The sequence below is a fragment of the Devosia sp. genome (genome assembly GCF_965229025.1).
In the GTDB taxonomy this organism is placed as follows: Bacteria; Pseudomonadota; Alphaproteobacteria; order Rhizobiales; family Devosiaceae; genus Devosia_A.
Genome location: NZ_OZ245853.1, coordinates 2201483 through 2213854, shown reverse-complemented (window position 1 = coordinate 2213854; position 12372 = coordinate 2201483). Strand labels below are relative to the sequence as shown.

General features: G+C 61.9%; 14 protein-coding genes. 9 read left to right on the top strand and 5 right to left on the bottom strand.

Annotated features, from left to right (window positions below; all coding sequences use genetic code 11):
- Nucleotides 1-82: 82 nt before the first annotated feature.
- The gene (locus ACO06J_RS10915; protein ID WP_421760742.1) at nt 83-1447 is read left to right on the top strand and encodes a glutamate--cysteine ligase; all 1365 of its coding nucleotides are present in this window, start codon (nt 83-85) and stop codon (nt 1445-1447) included.
- 48 nt (nt 1448-1495) lie between these two features.
- On the opposite strand, the gene ACO06J_RS10910 is transcribed toward ACO06J_RS10915, so the two are convergent.
- Nucleotides 1496-2254, bottom strand: coding sequence for an ABC transporter permease (locus ACO06J_RS10910; protein ID WP_421760741.1), 759 nt, complete (start codon nt 2252-2254; stop codon nt 1496-1498).
- An 11-nt stretch (nt 2255-2265) separates the two neighbouring features.
- A complete protein-coding gene (locus ACO06J_RS10905; protein WP_421760740.1) occupies nt 2266-3390 on the bottom strand; it encodes an ATP-binding cassette domain-containing protein in 1125 nt (374 codons plus the stop codon).
- A 136-nt stretch (nt 3391-3526) separates the two neighbouring features.
- Between ACO06J_RS10905 and ACO06J_RS10900 the strand changes: the two genes are divergently transcribed.
- On the top strand, nt 3527-4066 hold the full coding sequence (locus tag ACO06J_RS10900) for a MarR family transcriptional regulator (RefSeq protein WP_421760739.1): 540 nt from the start codon (nt 3527-3529) through the stop codon (nt 4064-4066).
- Between the two features lie 3 nt (nt 4067-4069).
- Here ACO06J_RS10900 and ACO06J_RS10895 read toward each other — a convergent pair whose 3' ends face one another.
- Nucleotides 4070-4957, bottom strand: a complete 888-nt coding sequence (locus tag ACO06J_RS10895; protein ID WP_421760738.1) for a LysR family transcriptional regulator — start codon at nt 4955-4957, stop codon at nt 4070-4072.
- A 156-nt stretch (nt 4958-5113) separates the two neighbouring features.
- On the opposite strand from ACO06J_RS10895, the gene ACO06J_RS10890 reads away from it, so the two are divergent.
- A complete protein-coding gene (locus tag ACO06J_RS10890; protein ID WP_421760737.1) occupies nt 5114-5386 on the top strand; it encodes a hypothetical protein in 273 nt (90 codons plus the stop codon).
- 156 nt (nt 5387-5542) lie between these two features.
- Here ACO06J_RS10890 and ACO06J_RS10885 read toward each other — a convergent pair whose 3' ends face one another.
- Nucleotides 5543-6241: a gamma-glutamylcyclotransferase gene (locus tag ACO06J_RS10885; protein WP_421760736.1), complete on the bottom strand. Its 699-nt coding sequence runs from the start codon at nt 6239-6241 to the stop codon at nt 5543-5545.
- A gap of 21 nt (nt 6242-6262) precedes the next feature.
- On the bottom strand, nt 6263-6766 hold the full coding sequence (locus ACO06J_RS10880; RefSeq protein ID WP_421762490.1) for an invasion associated locus B family protein: 504 nt from the start codon (nt 6764-6766) through the stop codon (nt 6263-6265).
- Nucleotides 6767-7153: 387 nt separating this feature from the next.
- On the opposite strand from ACO06J_RS10880, the gene coxB reads away from it, so the two are divergent.
- The 6 genes from coxB to ACO06J_RS10850 all read left to right on the top strand — a co-directional run bounded on the left by coxB (nt 7154) and on the right by ACO06J_RS10850 (nt 12364).
- Entirely contained in the window at nt 7154-8053 is a 900-nt protein-coding gene (gene coxB / locus ACO06J_RS10875) for a cytochrome c oxidase subunit II (RefSeq protein WP_421762489.1), read from the top strand.
- A gap of 66 nt (nt 8054-8119) precedes the next feature.
- Nucleotides 8120-9817, top strand: a complete 1698-nt coding sequence (gene ctaD / locus ACO06J_RS10870; RefSeq protein WP_421760735.1) for a cytochrome c oxidase subunit I — start codon at nt 8120-8122, stop codon at nt 9815-9817.
- 48 nt (nt 9818-9865) lie between these two features.
- Nucleotides 9866-10795 carry a heme o synthase gene (locus tag ACO06J_RS10865; RefSeq protein ID WP_421760734.1) on the top strand — a complete coding sequence of 310 codons (930 nt, stop codon included), beginning with the start codon at nt 9866-9868 and terminating at the stop codon, nt 10793-10795.
- Nucleotides 10795-10965, top strand: coding sequence for a hypothetical protein (locus ACO06J_RS10860; RefSeq protein ID WP_421760733.1), 171 nt, complete (start codon nt 10795-10797; stop codon nt 10963-10965). The genes ACO06J_RS10865 and ACO06J_RS10860 overlap by 1 nt, the downstream gene beginning before the upstream one ends.
- Nucleotides 10965-11519, top strand: a complete 555-nt coding sequence (locus ACO06J_RS10855; RefSeq protein ID WP_421760732.1) for a cytochrome c oxidase assembly protein — start codon at nt 10965-10967, stop codon at nt 11517-11519. The genes ACO06J_RS10860 and ACO06J_RS10855 overlap by 1 nt, the downstream gene beginning before the upstream one ends.
- Before the next feature lie 2 nt (nt 11520-11521).
- The gene (locus ACO06J_RS10850; RefSeq protein ID WP_421760731.1) at nt 11522-12364 is read left to right on the top strand and encodes a cytochrome c oxidase subunit 3; all 843 of its coding nucleotides are present in this window, start codon (nt 11522-11524) and stop codon (nt 12362-12364) included.
- Nucleotides 12365-12372 lie beyond the last annotated feature (8 nt).

Below are 12372 nucleotides of genomic sequence, written 5' to 3'. Positions count from 1 at the left end.
GCTTGCTTTGTCGCCGCCGGCGGCTATTGTCCGCCGCCAAACCGGCGTCAGTCCGGTGGTACCAACGCCCAAGAGAGTTTGTATGTCAGACGAAGAATCCTCCCCGCGCATCGAGTCTCGTGCCGATCTGATCGGGGTGATGTCTTCTGGCGGAAAACCCAAAAGCGAGTGGCGCGTCGGCACCGAGCACGAAAAGCACGTCTATCGCAAAGGCCCGATCCGCCCGGTTCCTTATGAGGGCACAGACGGTATCCATGCGCTGCTCGCGGGTGTCGAAAATCGCACCGGCTGGCATCCGTTCTACGACAAGGGCAACCCGATCGGCCTCCGCAACCTCGAGGCAGTGGGCGGGATTTCGCTCGAGCCCGGTGGGCAGTTCGAACTCTCCGGCGCGCCACAACCCGATATCCACGCTGCTGCCGCCGAACTCGATTCCCACCTCGAGGATTGTCGGGCTATCGGCGGGCCGCTGAACATCCACTTCCTCGGGTTGGGCGTCACTCCGATCTGGCCAGTTGCAGGCATCCCCGCCATGCCCAAGTCCCGCTACGGTATCATGACGCCGTATATGAACAAGGTCGGCACGCTCGGCACCTCGATGATGTATCGCTCCGCCACGGTGCAGGCCAACCTCGACTTTTCCGACGAAGCCGACATGGTCAAAAAGCTCCGCGTCTCGGTAGCGCTGCAGCCAATCGTCACCGCGCTTTGCGCCAATTCGCCGTTCGTTGATGGCAAGCCGTCCGAGTATCTAAGCTTCCGCTCGCATATCTGGCTCAACACCGATCGCGCCCGTACCGGCATGCTCCCCTTCGCTTTCGATGAAGGCTTCGGGTTCGAGCAATATGCCGACTATGCGCTGACGGTGCCGATGTACTTCGTCATCCGCAACCACGAGTATATCAATGTTGCTGGCGAGGATTTCCGGGCTTTCCTCGATGGCAAGCTCCCGCAGTTGCCCGGCGAAAAGCCGACCCTCAAGGATTGGGAGAACCATCTCTCGACCCTCTTCCCCGAAGTGCGGCTGAAGCAGTTTCTCGAAATGCGCGGCGCCGACATGGGCGATCGCAACCAGGTTCTGGCGCTCGCAGCCATCTGGACGGGCCTGTTCTACGATAGCGAAGCGTTGGATTGCGCCTGGGATCTGGTCTCGGACTGGACCAACGACGAGCGGGAGGCGTTGCGCAACCATGTGGCGCGCACTGCCATCCACACCCCGTTCCGCCACGGCACCATCGCCGATATCGCCCGCTTGGTGGTCGATATCGCAGGCGACGGCCTCCGCCGCCGCGCTCAGTTCCACAACGGTCAAGACGAGACCATCTATCTGGCCCCGTTCGAGGAAACTCTCAACCTCGGCAAGACTCCCGCCGAGCGCTGGCTCGACAAGTACCACGACGAATGGGCCGGCGATCTGACGCGTATTTTTGACGAAGCAGAGATGTAGGCCTCTGGCCCAAAGGTCGGGAAGGGGCACGAATGCCCCCTCTGGGTATCATTTGGTCTGCGCGGCCAGCACCCGGCTCCCAAGCCAGGCGCCCAGCACCACCAGAATCAGCGCCAGCACCAGCCCGATGCCGACAATCGGGGTGACGAACTCGCCCCGGAACACGGCACGCAGCGCTTCAACAATGTGCTTGAACGGATTGAAGTCAGAGACGATCTGCAACCATCGGGGTGCAAGAGTCATCGGCAACAGGATGCCAGACAGCAGCAGGATCGGCAGCGCTAGCGTATTGACCATCGGGGCCAGCGCGTCCTCGCTCTTGGTGGCAGTGCCGATGGCGTTCGAAATGAACGAGAACGCTGCGCCCAGAAGACCGATCAGCACCAGCGCCAGCAGCACAGCTCCCAGCGGCACCCTGAGCCCCATCAGGTATGAGGCCCCCATCAGGACGATCGCCTGAACCACGATCACCACCATATCCCGCAGAGTACGGCCGCTGATGATCGCAGCGCGGCTCGCCGGGGTGACCAGTTGCCGCTCAACCACGCCCGAGCGCCATTCGGCAATGATCCCGAACCCAACAAACAGGCCGCCGAAGATCCCAAGCTGGACGAGCAGCCCGGGCACGAACACCTGCCACGCATCGCCCTCAAAACCCGAGTTCGCCGCCACGGTCTGTAGCAGCGGGCCAAACAGGGTGAGGTAGAGTATCGGCTGCAGCAGCCCGATCAGCACCCAGAGCGGCTGCCTGAGTGAGAGCCGCATGGAGCGGGAGAAAATGACAATCGTATCGCGAACAAAGCTCATCATGGTCTCCATCAATCCCGCAGCGACCGGCCGGTCAGCGTCAGGAAAACGTCATCAAGGGTTGGGCGGTTGACTTCGACCCCGATCGCTTCGATCCCCGCGTCCAGGAGGCCCTTGAGCAGCACCGGCAGCGCCGAACCGCCATCGGTGACATGCAGCCGCACCACGTTCGCCTCGGTCACCGGCATGTCTGCTCCCGCGAGCGTTGCCGAGATCGCGGCGGAGCGCGACGCGTCTGCTTCATTGCGCAGCGTGAGCGTGATCGCATCACCCGAGACGCGCTTCTTGAGTTCGGCCGGGGTGCCCTCGGCGACAATCGTGCCATTGTCGATGATGAGGATCCGGTCACTGAGCGAATCCGCCTCATCCATGTAGTGGGTGGTCAGAAACACCGTGGTTCCCAACTCATCGCGCAGCTTGCGGATGTGGGTCCAGAGGTTGGCGCGGCTTTGTGGGTCGAGCCCGGTCGAGGGTTCGTCGAGGAAGACCAGCTTGGGCTGGTGGATCAGTCCCATCACGATATCGAGCCGCCGCCGCTGGCCACCCGAGAGCTTGCCGCAGGGCCGATCCCAGACATCGCCGAGATCAAGCGCCGCCAGCAACTCCTCGCCACGCATCTTTGCTGTGGCGCGGTCAATGCCATAGAGCTCGGCCTGCGACATGATCTCTTCGCCGGCCCTGGCCTCGGGGGAGGTCGAGCCGGCTTGGCTGACGTAGCCGATCAGCCGCCGCACCCCCACTGGATCGGCCCTGAGATCCGCGCCGACGACACGCGCGGTCCCGCCGGTCGGCTCCAGCAATGTGCAGAGCATCTTGAGCGTCGTCGTCTTGCCAGCGCCGTTGGGGCCAAGAAATCCGACAATTTCACCCTCCCGGACCACCAGGTCGATGCCGCGCACGGCCTCGATCAGCTCGCCCTTGGCGCCCCGCGCCTTAAACGTTCGCTTGAGGCCGCTGGCCTCAATGATTGGAAATCCCTGCACATGCGCCTCTGTGGTTGCGGGTTTGGTCGATGCTGCCGTGCTGGTACGCCGCAGCGGCTGGAACGGATGCGAAAACGCGCGCGATGGCATGGTCTGCTCCTCGCGATGGTCTCCCGGATGCGGCGATTTCTGCTTGATCGCGGTTGCTGCCATCCTGCGCCTCTGTCGAATCCATGCTAGAAATCTTGCAACGGCATATAATTTAATGTAAAAGTATCTTATGAATCAAGATATCAAAGAGTCAAGACAAAACTCAACTGAGGCCCTGTCTCGGCGTTTCGGGCTGGCGGTGCGCTCCAGTCAGGTCGCCAACGACATCTTTGATGAAACCCTCGCGCTCTTTCTGGGAGTTAATCGAACGGATGGGCGCTGCCTCGACATCATCGATCGCGCGGGGAGGGTAAGTGCCGGCCAGCTTGCCACCCAGAGCGGGCTCACGACCGGAGCCGTGACCACCGTAATCGACCGGCTGGAGGCCGCAGGCTACGCCCGCCGCATCCGCGATACTCATGATCGTCGGAAGGTCTGGATCGAGACCACCGAGGAGATGCGCTCGATCACCCGGCACATCTTTGGCCACTATGCCGAAAGCGCGCCGCGCCTCATGGCGCGGTTCACGCCGGAGCAGATCCTTGGCATCCTCGAGTTCCTCGAGATCAGTGCCCACGTCAACATGGCCCATGCCGGGACACTTCGGCAGCACCTCGACCCAACTGCGACCTCGGTAGCAGCCCGTCTCAACCAGGCCCTTGCCTTTGAAAGGGCTGTCGCCGCCGGTCAGTCGGCCATGGACACCGAACTCGCTAAGATAAGGTACGAGGCGGAGTAGGGATTACTCTGCTGCAACCGGCATGCTGTCCTTGCCGTCTAGATTGCCCATCGAGGCGACGATGTGGTTGGCGAGCGCATCGTAGATGCCGCCATAGGCGTGGCTGGCACGCATGATGGCGATTTCGGCGTCGCGCAGGCGCGGCAGGTCCCGGTCTTCCGCAATCACCCGCATCCCGGGCTGCAGCGCGCTCTCGGGCAAGAAGCCCACCGCGAGATCAGTCAGCACCGCGCTCGCGATCGCCATGGCGTTCGACGAGGTATAGGCCACGCGATAGTCGCGGCCGATCCGGTTCAGCACCTCGACGGCATTGTCCTTCCAGCAGCAATGGAGCCCGCCAGCGATCGGCAGCGGCTCGGTCGCCAGCGCCTGCCCGCCATGCGACGCCACCCAGAACATCCGCTCGGTGCGGAACAGCTCGCCATATTCGTGGTTCGTGCCCTGGGTGAAGACGATCAGGTCGTACTTGCCCTTCTTCATGCCATCGAGCAGTTCCTCGGACGGCTGGCAGCGGACGTCGACCACGATCTTGGGGTGGGTGCGCTGGAAGCTTGAGAGGATCACCGGCAACAGACGCACCGCATAGTCGTCCGGAACGCCGAAGCGGATCGAGCCCTTGAGGTCGCCATCCGAAAACACGTCAATGATCTCTGCGTTGATCCGCAGCATCCGCCGCGCCCGCGAATAAAGCGACTCGCCGTGCTCAGTCAGTGTCACCGTCCGGCCATCACGCGACAGGAGGTCCTGACCCAGCCGCTCTTCCAACCGCTTGATCTGCATCGATACCGCCGACTGCGTCTTGTTCACCCGGCGCGCCGCCTCAGTGAAGCTGCCGCAATCGGCAATGGCGCAAAAGCTCTGCAACTGGTCGAGATCGAGGGGCGCTGACATCGTTTTCTCGCATCACGAATTTTGATGATCTGGATGAAATCTATTTGTTGGACGAATGAAAGGCAAGCATCTAGATCACTTAACATCGGTGATCGACGATCATCGTCAACGCCCCCGGTACCCCTCCGGGAGCACCAGATACATCGGAGAACGACTATGGCTCACTTGCTATCCAGCGAGCGGCCTGCGATTGCGGCCGCGCCGACTAACCTGTTCAGCGCATTGGTAAACTGGTTCGCGGGCGTGCGTAAAGCACGTCACCAGCGCATCGCCCTCGAGTCGCTTCTCGACTACGACACGAATCTGCTCGCCGACCTCGGTATCAACCGTGCCGACCTGTTCGAGGCGCTCGATGCCCCCAGCCAGCGGCCCGGCCTTCGGCTGGCGCAGAAGCGTGCGCAGAGCGCCCGTCACTGGCTCAACCAGTAGTCGCAGTTTGCGGGCGGCTTCGCCGCTCGCTCCCCCATGGCTCAATTCCTGATTGTGCCATCTCGGCCGGTCCACCCACTGGCCTGTTTCCTGATAAACTGCCGGGCCAGGCCGTCCTGCCGACGACCAGCCCGGCTTTTTTGTGTCCGGGGCACTTCACGCCTGGGCATCGATCCGGTCGGCCACCATCTCCTGCAGCCGCCACAGGTGCGGATCGTGGATGCCCATCAGTTCAAGGTGCTGCACGGTGTGGAACAGGTACTCCGCCATCGAGCCACGCGAGCCCACGGCCCGCGCCAGCACATCGGCTATCTGGCCCTCGTCCAGCCCGCTCACGTAGCGCCCGCTGTTCCGATCGATGCAAAAGGTCACGGCGCGCACTGGCCCCCTTTCGCTCTCGACATTCACCCAGCGCGGCGGGAACGGTGAGGGCTTCAGCCCCATCTCGCGCCGGACCAGCAGGTCGAGGGATGCTTCGACCTTGTCAGGCGGCAGCCGGTAGAGAGCGCCCTTGCACCTGCCGCCGCGATCGAGCGCCAGCATCAGGCCGGGATTCTCGTCGGTCGCTCGAAACCTTGTTGTCCATCCGAGGCAGAAGGCGCGGTGCCAGCCATGCAGCAACCCGGTGCGAACCTCGACGAACTCGCATGCCGGCTTCCAGATCAGTGAACCATAGGCAAAGACCCAGACCTGACCGGAACCGTCGCTGCCGGCAAGGATGTCATGGACAAACTGGGCGAAGTCGGCATCGCTCGACACTTCAACACCCGGCCAGGAATCCGGTTCGGCAATATCACGCCGCATCCTCTCCACATGCGCCTCGGTCAGCCGCATCTGTATCGGTTTGCGTGGCATGGCAGCCGACTTCGTCCTTTATCAGGGCAGCTGCTTGAACCCGTCGCCAAAGCCCGTCAGCGACACAGGAATGCCGATCCCCTCTTCAGGGGTCTTGAATACCACGAAAATGGCGCTCTTGCCCGATGAGAGCTTGGCGATCAGCTGATCGTCAAGCACCACCTCTGCAACACAGCCATTCGGCAGGCAGCGCACGAAGGCGACGCGCCCGATATCCTTGCCGTCGATATTGAGGCCAAGCCCGTTTGGCAGCAGCACACCCAGCGGCGCCAGCACACGCAGCAGCTTTGCCTGCTGGTCGGCGGTCTTCAGCACGATCACCGACAGCCCGACATTGGCCTGGTCTTCCGCCGAAACGTTCTGGATCAGCGCACACTGCTCAAAGCTCGCACCGGGTGGCGTATCGCAGCTCATCTGCCAGTCGCCATATTGGGCCTTTACTACGCCCTGCGCCAGCGCGGGGCTGGCCACAAGGCCGGCGAGAAGGACGATAACAAGAGCAACCACTTGGTGCAGGCTATTCAGCTTCAAGAGCCGATCCACTTCTAAAGAATCGAGCGGCCGCAACCGGGCCGTCCCCTGTGTCGGTGACCCCCTGGGGCTTGTCAACACGACCGCCTGGCAGTCCCGGCGCCCTTCGCTTGGGCGGCGCGATACAGGCGCAACAAAAAAGGCGGGCGTGAGGCAAGAAAAATCCAGCACGAAAGCGCGTTTTGACGCATCATCGGAATGGAACGGTGAATTGCCTTGGCGAAGCCGATGTGGTTTAGACACTTTCTAAGTTTCAGCGCTCCGAGGTTGAGTCGGGGCGGCGTTGTCTATGCCGCAGAATAGCCTCAACCCCGCGTCGCAAAACCGGACCAGACGGGATCTCAAGGGGGTTATTAGGTGACCGGCAAACTACTCCGTTCGATGGGCGCCCTGGCCCCCGCCGCTGCACTGCTGCTTCCCGCAGCAAGCTCGGCTCAGGAAGCTGGCCAGGAAGTTCTGGGCCATGCCGCGCCCGGCCAGATCGACCTTCAGCAGTCGGTGACGCCGCTGATGGACTCGATCCGTGCTTTCCATGATGGCCCGTTGCTGATCGTGGCTGTGGGCATCGCCGTCCTCATTCTGGTGCTGCTCATCGTCGTGATGGTGCGCTTCAATGCCAAGGCGAACCCCAAGCCGTCCAAGACGACGCACAACACTCTGATCGAAGTGGTCTGGACCGTTGTCCCGATCCTGATCCTCGTAGTCATCGCCATCCCGTCCTTCTCTGTGCTCACCGACCAGCTGACGATGCCTGATGGGCAGCGCAAGTATCTGGGCTCAAACATCTTCTCGTTCGGCGAAGTCGAAGTTCCCGCTGTTGGTCTCACCATCAAGGCGACCGGCCAGCAGTGGTACTGGGACTATGAATACGTTGACGCCGGCAAGACGCTATCGTCCAACATTATGAGCGACGCCGACCGTCTGGCCAAAAAGCCGAACCAGCCGCGCCTGCTAGCCGTCGACAACGAACTCGTCGTTCCGGTTGATACTACCGTCCGCGTCCAGGTCACCGCCGATCCGTCGGGTGTGATCCATGCGTTCGCCATGCCGTCGTTTGGCATCAAGATCGATGCAGTGCCGGGCAAGCTCAACGAAACCTGGTTCAACGCCCGCAAGACCGGCCTCTATTATGGCCAGTGCTCGGAACTGTGCGGCAAGGACCACGCGTTCATGCCGATCGCGATCCGTGTTGTGACCCAGGACGAATTCACCAAGTGGATGGATGCGTTCAAGGCCGGCACGCTCGACGACGCCAACGCCACTCTGCCTGCAATCAGCTAAGGACCGCGCCCGGGCGGCAACGCCCGGCCAATCGCGCGACGCTAGGAATCAAAAGGGAACGCTGCAATGGCCGACATTCACGCACTGGAAGCCCATGAGGGTCATGCGCATGCCGAAGCGCACGATCATGGCCACCCGACGGGCTGGCGGCGGTATGTCTATTCGACCAATCACAAGGACATCGGCACGATGTACCTCATCTTCGCAATCTGCGCGGGTGTGATTGGCGGTCTTCTTTCAGGCGCCATGCGTCTCGAATTGCAGGAGCCGGGCATTCAGATTTTCCACGGCCTTGCGGCCATGGTCTACGGCGTCAACGGCGACGCTGCGCTCGATGCCGGCAAGCACATGTACAACGTGTTCACCACGGCCCACGCGCTCATCATGATCTTCTTCATGGTGATGCCTGCCATGATCGGCGGCTTCGGCAACTGGTTCGTGCCGCTGATGATCGGCGCGCCCGACATGGCGTTCCCGCGCATGAACAACATCTCGTTCTGGCTGCTGATCCCCGCCTTCCTGCTGCTCATCATGTCGATGTTCTTCGAGGGCCCCTCAGGCGCCATGGGAACCGGCGGCGGCTGGACCATCTACCCGCCACTCTCGACGACCGGCCAGCCGGGCCCGGCCATGGATTTCGCCATTCTCTCGCTCCACCTTGCCGGTGCGAGCTCGATCCTTGGCGCCATCAATTTCATCACCACCATCTTCAACATGCGCGCCCCGGGCATGACGCTGCACAAGATGCCGCTCTTCCCGTGGTCGGTGCTGGTTACGGCGTTCCTGCTGCTGCTGTCGCTTCCAGTTCTCGCTGGTGGCATCACCATGCTGCTGACCGACCGTAACTTCGGCACCACCTTCTTTGCACCTGAAGGCGGCGGCGATCCGATCCTGTTCCAGCACCTGTTCTGGTTCTTCGGTCACCCTGAAGTGTACATCCTGATCCTGCCCGGCTTCGGCATCGTCAGCCACATCGTCTCGACCTTCTCGAAGAAGCCGGTTTTCGGATACCTCGCGATGGTCTACGCCATGATCGCCATTGGCGCCGTCGGCTTCATCGTGTGGGCTCACCACATGTACACTGTCGGCATGTCGCTCGACGTGCAGCGCTACTTCGTGGCCGCCACCATGGTCATCGCGGTGCCGACCGGCGTGAAGATCTTCTCGTGGATCGCCACCATGTGGGGCGGCTCCATCTCCTTCCGCACGCCCATGCTCTGGGCCATCGGCTTCATCTTCCTGTTCACCGTTGGCGGTGTCACGGGTGTGGTGCTGGCCAATGCCGGTGCCGACCGCGCGCTCCACGATACCTATTATGTGGTGGCGCACTTCCACTACGTGCTGTCGCTCGGCGCCGTGTTCGCGATCTTCGCCGCCTGGTACTACTGGTACCCCAAGATGTTCGGCATCATGTACAATGAGAAGCTGGCCAACGCCCACTTCTGGATCACCTTCGTTGGCGTGAACGTCATCTTCTTCCCGCAGCACTTCCTCGGCCTCGCCGGCATGCCGCGCCGCTACATCGATTATCCCGATGCGTACGCGATGTGGAACCGTGTGTCCTCGATCGGCTACTACATCACCTTCGCCGGTCTGCTGCTGTTCCTCTACGTGCTGTTTGAAGCTGCCCGCAAGAAGCGTCCGGCTCCGGCCAATCCGTGGGGCGAAGGCGCAACGACGCTGGAATGGACTCTTCCGTCCCCGCCGCCGTTCCACCAGTTCGAAACCCTGCCGCGCATCACCAACGACGCTGCCGGTCACTAAAACTCACCAGCGCGGGGCCTTCGGGCCCCGCCGACAAGGCGGACTGCATTGGCCTATCTTGATGACACCACAGAGATCACGGCAGTCGCCGGCGGGGCGCGGGTAGAAGACTACCTCGCGCTGCTGAAGCCGCGCGTCATGTCGCTGGTGGTGTTCACGGCCTTTGTCGGCCTGCTGCTGGCGCCGGGTGGTATCAACCCGTTCGTCGGCTTTATCTCGATCCTCTGCATCGCCATCGGGGCAGGGGCCTCGGGCGCGCTCAATATGTGGTACGATGCCGATATCGATGCCGTCATGAGCCGCACCGCCAACCGCCCTATCCCGGCCGGTCGCATGGAACGTGACCAGGCGCTGGTTTTTGGCCTCATCCTCTCCGCCTTTTCGGTCGGTGTTCTCGGCCTTGCCGCAAACTGGCTGGCCGCCGGCCTTCTGGCTTTCACCATTTTCTTCTATGCTGTCGTCTATACGATGTGGCTCAAGCGCTCGACGCCGCAGAACATCGTCATCGGCGGGGCGGCTGGTGCCTTCCCACCCATGGTGGGCTGGGCCGCCGTAACAGGCACGATCAGCCTCGAGAGCTGTCTGCTCTTTCTGATCATCTTCCTCTGGACCCCGCCTCACTTCTGGGCGTTGGCGCTCTACAAGCAGTCCGACTACGGCGCCGCTGGCATCCCGATGCTGCCCAACGTCGCGGGCAATCAGGCGACCAAGGTGCAGATCGTCATCTACTCGGTCGTCCTCATTGCCGCGTCGCTGGTTCCCGGCCTCATCGGCTTCATGGGTCCGATCTATATGGTCACCGCCGCCGCGACCGGCGCAGCCTTTCTTTTTCTCGCCGTGCGGCTCTTCCTTACCACTGATGACAAGGCGATGCGCAAGGCCGGGCGGACGCTGTTCACGTATTCGCTCAGCTACCTCTTCGTCATCTTCCTCGCCCTGATCACCGATCATGTCGTGGGTGCATTGGGATGGATGTGATGACTGAACCAGCCAAGGTGCCCGCACCCAAGCTATCTGACGCCGAGTTCGCCGCTCGCCGCCGCAAGCGCTCGATCGCGCTCGGCCTGGCGCTGGGCGGTCTGGTCCTGATTTTTTACGTGCTGACCATCGTCAAGATGGGCGGCAACGTCTTTAACAAGGTCATGTGATGGCCATCGACACGCTGACGCCGCCGCAACGCAACAACAACCGTCGCCTCGCCTTCTGGCTCGGCCTTTTGGTCGTCTTCATGGTCGGCGCCGCCTACGCGGCCGTGCCCATCTACGCGCTGTTTTGCAAAGTCACGGGCTTCGGCGGTACGACCCAGGTCGCTTCCAGCAACCCAAAGGGCCTTATCGATCGCCAGATCACGGTGCGCTTCGATTCTAATGTCGATAGTTCACTGCCCTGGACCGTCGTTCCGGCGAAGCCTGTCACCGACAAAATCGGCAATGTCGAGACCGTCGTCTTCACCGCCCACAACCTCTCCAACAAGACTGTCACCGGTCAGGCCATCTTCAACGTCACGCCGGAAGCCACTGGCATCTATTTCAACAAGATCGAATGTTTCTGCTTTACCCAGCAGACGCTGAAGCCGGGCGAAACGGTCGATATGCCCGTCACGTTCTTCGTCGATCCGGATCTCGCCAAGAACGGCGATCTGAAAACTGTTCGCGACATTACCCTGTCATACACATTCTACGCCGAGAACAAGGGAAGCTGACCATGGCAGCGCATGCCAAGCCAAACCACGACTACCATCTGGTGAACCCCAGCCCGTGGCCGTTCGTCGGCTCGATCTCGGCCTTCATCATGGCCCTTGGCGCCATCCTGTGGTTCCACAAGATCGCTCCGCCTTGGATCCTGCTCGCCGGGCTCGTAGGCGTGCTCTACACCATGTACGCTTGGTGGAGCGACGTGATCCGCGAAGGCAAGGCCGGCGACCACACTCCGGTGGTGATGATGCATCACCGCTACGGCATGATTCTGTTCATTGCGTCCGAAGTGATGTTCTTCGTCGCATGGTTCTGGGCCTATTTCGATGGCTTCTTCAACCACGACGCCGTCGAGCAGTATGCCCGCGTCGCTGCCATGGGTGGCGTCTGGCCCCCGACGGGCGTGGAGCTATTCAATCCCTTCCACCTGCCGCTGTTCAACACGCTGATCCTGTTGACCTCGGGAACCACCGTCACCTGGGCCCACCACGCTCTGCTCCACAAGGACAAGCGCGGTCTCGTCTGGGGCCTTGTGCTCACTATCCTCCTGGGCGCGCTGTTCACCTTCGTTCAGGCCACCGAGTACTCGGAAGCCGGGTTCCAGTTCTCTGGCAACCTCTATGGCGCCACCTTCTTCATGGCCACCGGCTTCCACGGTTTCCACGTACTGGTCGGCACCATCTTCCTCATCGTCTGCTTGGTCCGCGCGATGCGCGACGAGTTCACGCCCGAGCATCACCTCGGCTTCGAGTTCGCCGCTTGGTACTGGCACTTCGTTGACGTGGTGTGGCTCTTCCTGTTTGCCACCATCTACGTCTGGGGCAGCTGGGGCGTCGCTCTCCACGCCGGCTGATCTCAGCC

What these genes read in the sequence shown, in the direction of transcription:
- ACO06J_RS10915 (WP_421760742.1), top strand. Translation starts at nt 83, where the DNA reads ATGTCAGACGAAGAATCCTCCCCGCGCATCGAGTCTCGTGCCGATCTG.
- ACO06J_RS10910 (WP_421760741.1), bottom strand. Translation starts at nt 2,254, where the DNA reads ATGAGCTTTGTTCGCGATACGATTGTCATTTTCTCCCGCTCCATGCGG.
- ACO06J_RS10905 (WP_421760740.1), bottom strand. Translation starts at nt 3,390, where the DNA reads ATGGCAGCAACCGCGATCAAGCAGAAATCGCCGCATCCGGGAGACCAT.
- ACO06J_RS10895 (WP_421760738.1), bottom strand. Translation starts at nt 4,957, where the DNA reads ATGTCAGCGCCCCTCGATCTCGACCAGTTGCAGAGCTTTTGCGCCATT.
- ACO06J_RS10890 (WP_421760737.1), top strand. Translation starts at nt 5,114, where the DNA reads ATGGCTCACTTGCTATCCAGCGAGCGGCCTGCGATTGCGGCCGCGCCG.
- ACO06J_RS10885 (WP_421760736.1), bottom strand. Translation starts at nt 6,241, where the DNA reads ATGCCACGCAAACCGATACAGATGCGGCTGACCGAGGCGCATGTGGAG.
- coxB (WP_421762489.1), top strand. Translation starts at nt 7,154, where the DNA reads ATGGGCGCCCTGGCCCCCGCCGCTGCACTGCTGCTTCCCGCAGCAAGC.
- ctaD (WP_421760735.1), top strand. Translation starts at nt 8,120, where the DNA reads ATGGCCGACATTCACGCACTGGAAGCCCATGAGGGTCATGCGCATGCC.
- ACO06J_RS10860 (WP_421760733.1), top strand. Translation starts at nt 10,795, where the DNA reads ATGACTGAACCAGCCAAGGTGCCCGCACCCAAGCTATCTGACGCCGAG.
- ACO06J_RS10855 (WP_421760732.1), top strand. Translation starts at nt 10,965, where the DNA reads ATGGCCATCGACACGCTGACGCCGCCGCAACGCAACAACAACCGTCGC.
- ACO06J_RS10850 (WP_421760731.1), top strand. Translation starts at nt 11,522, where the DNA reads ATGGCAGCGCATGCCAAGCCAAACCACGACTACCATCTGGTGAACCCC.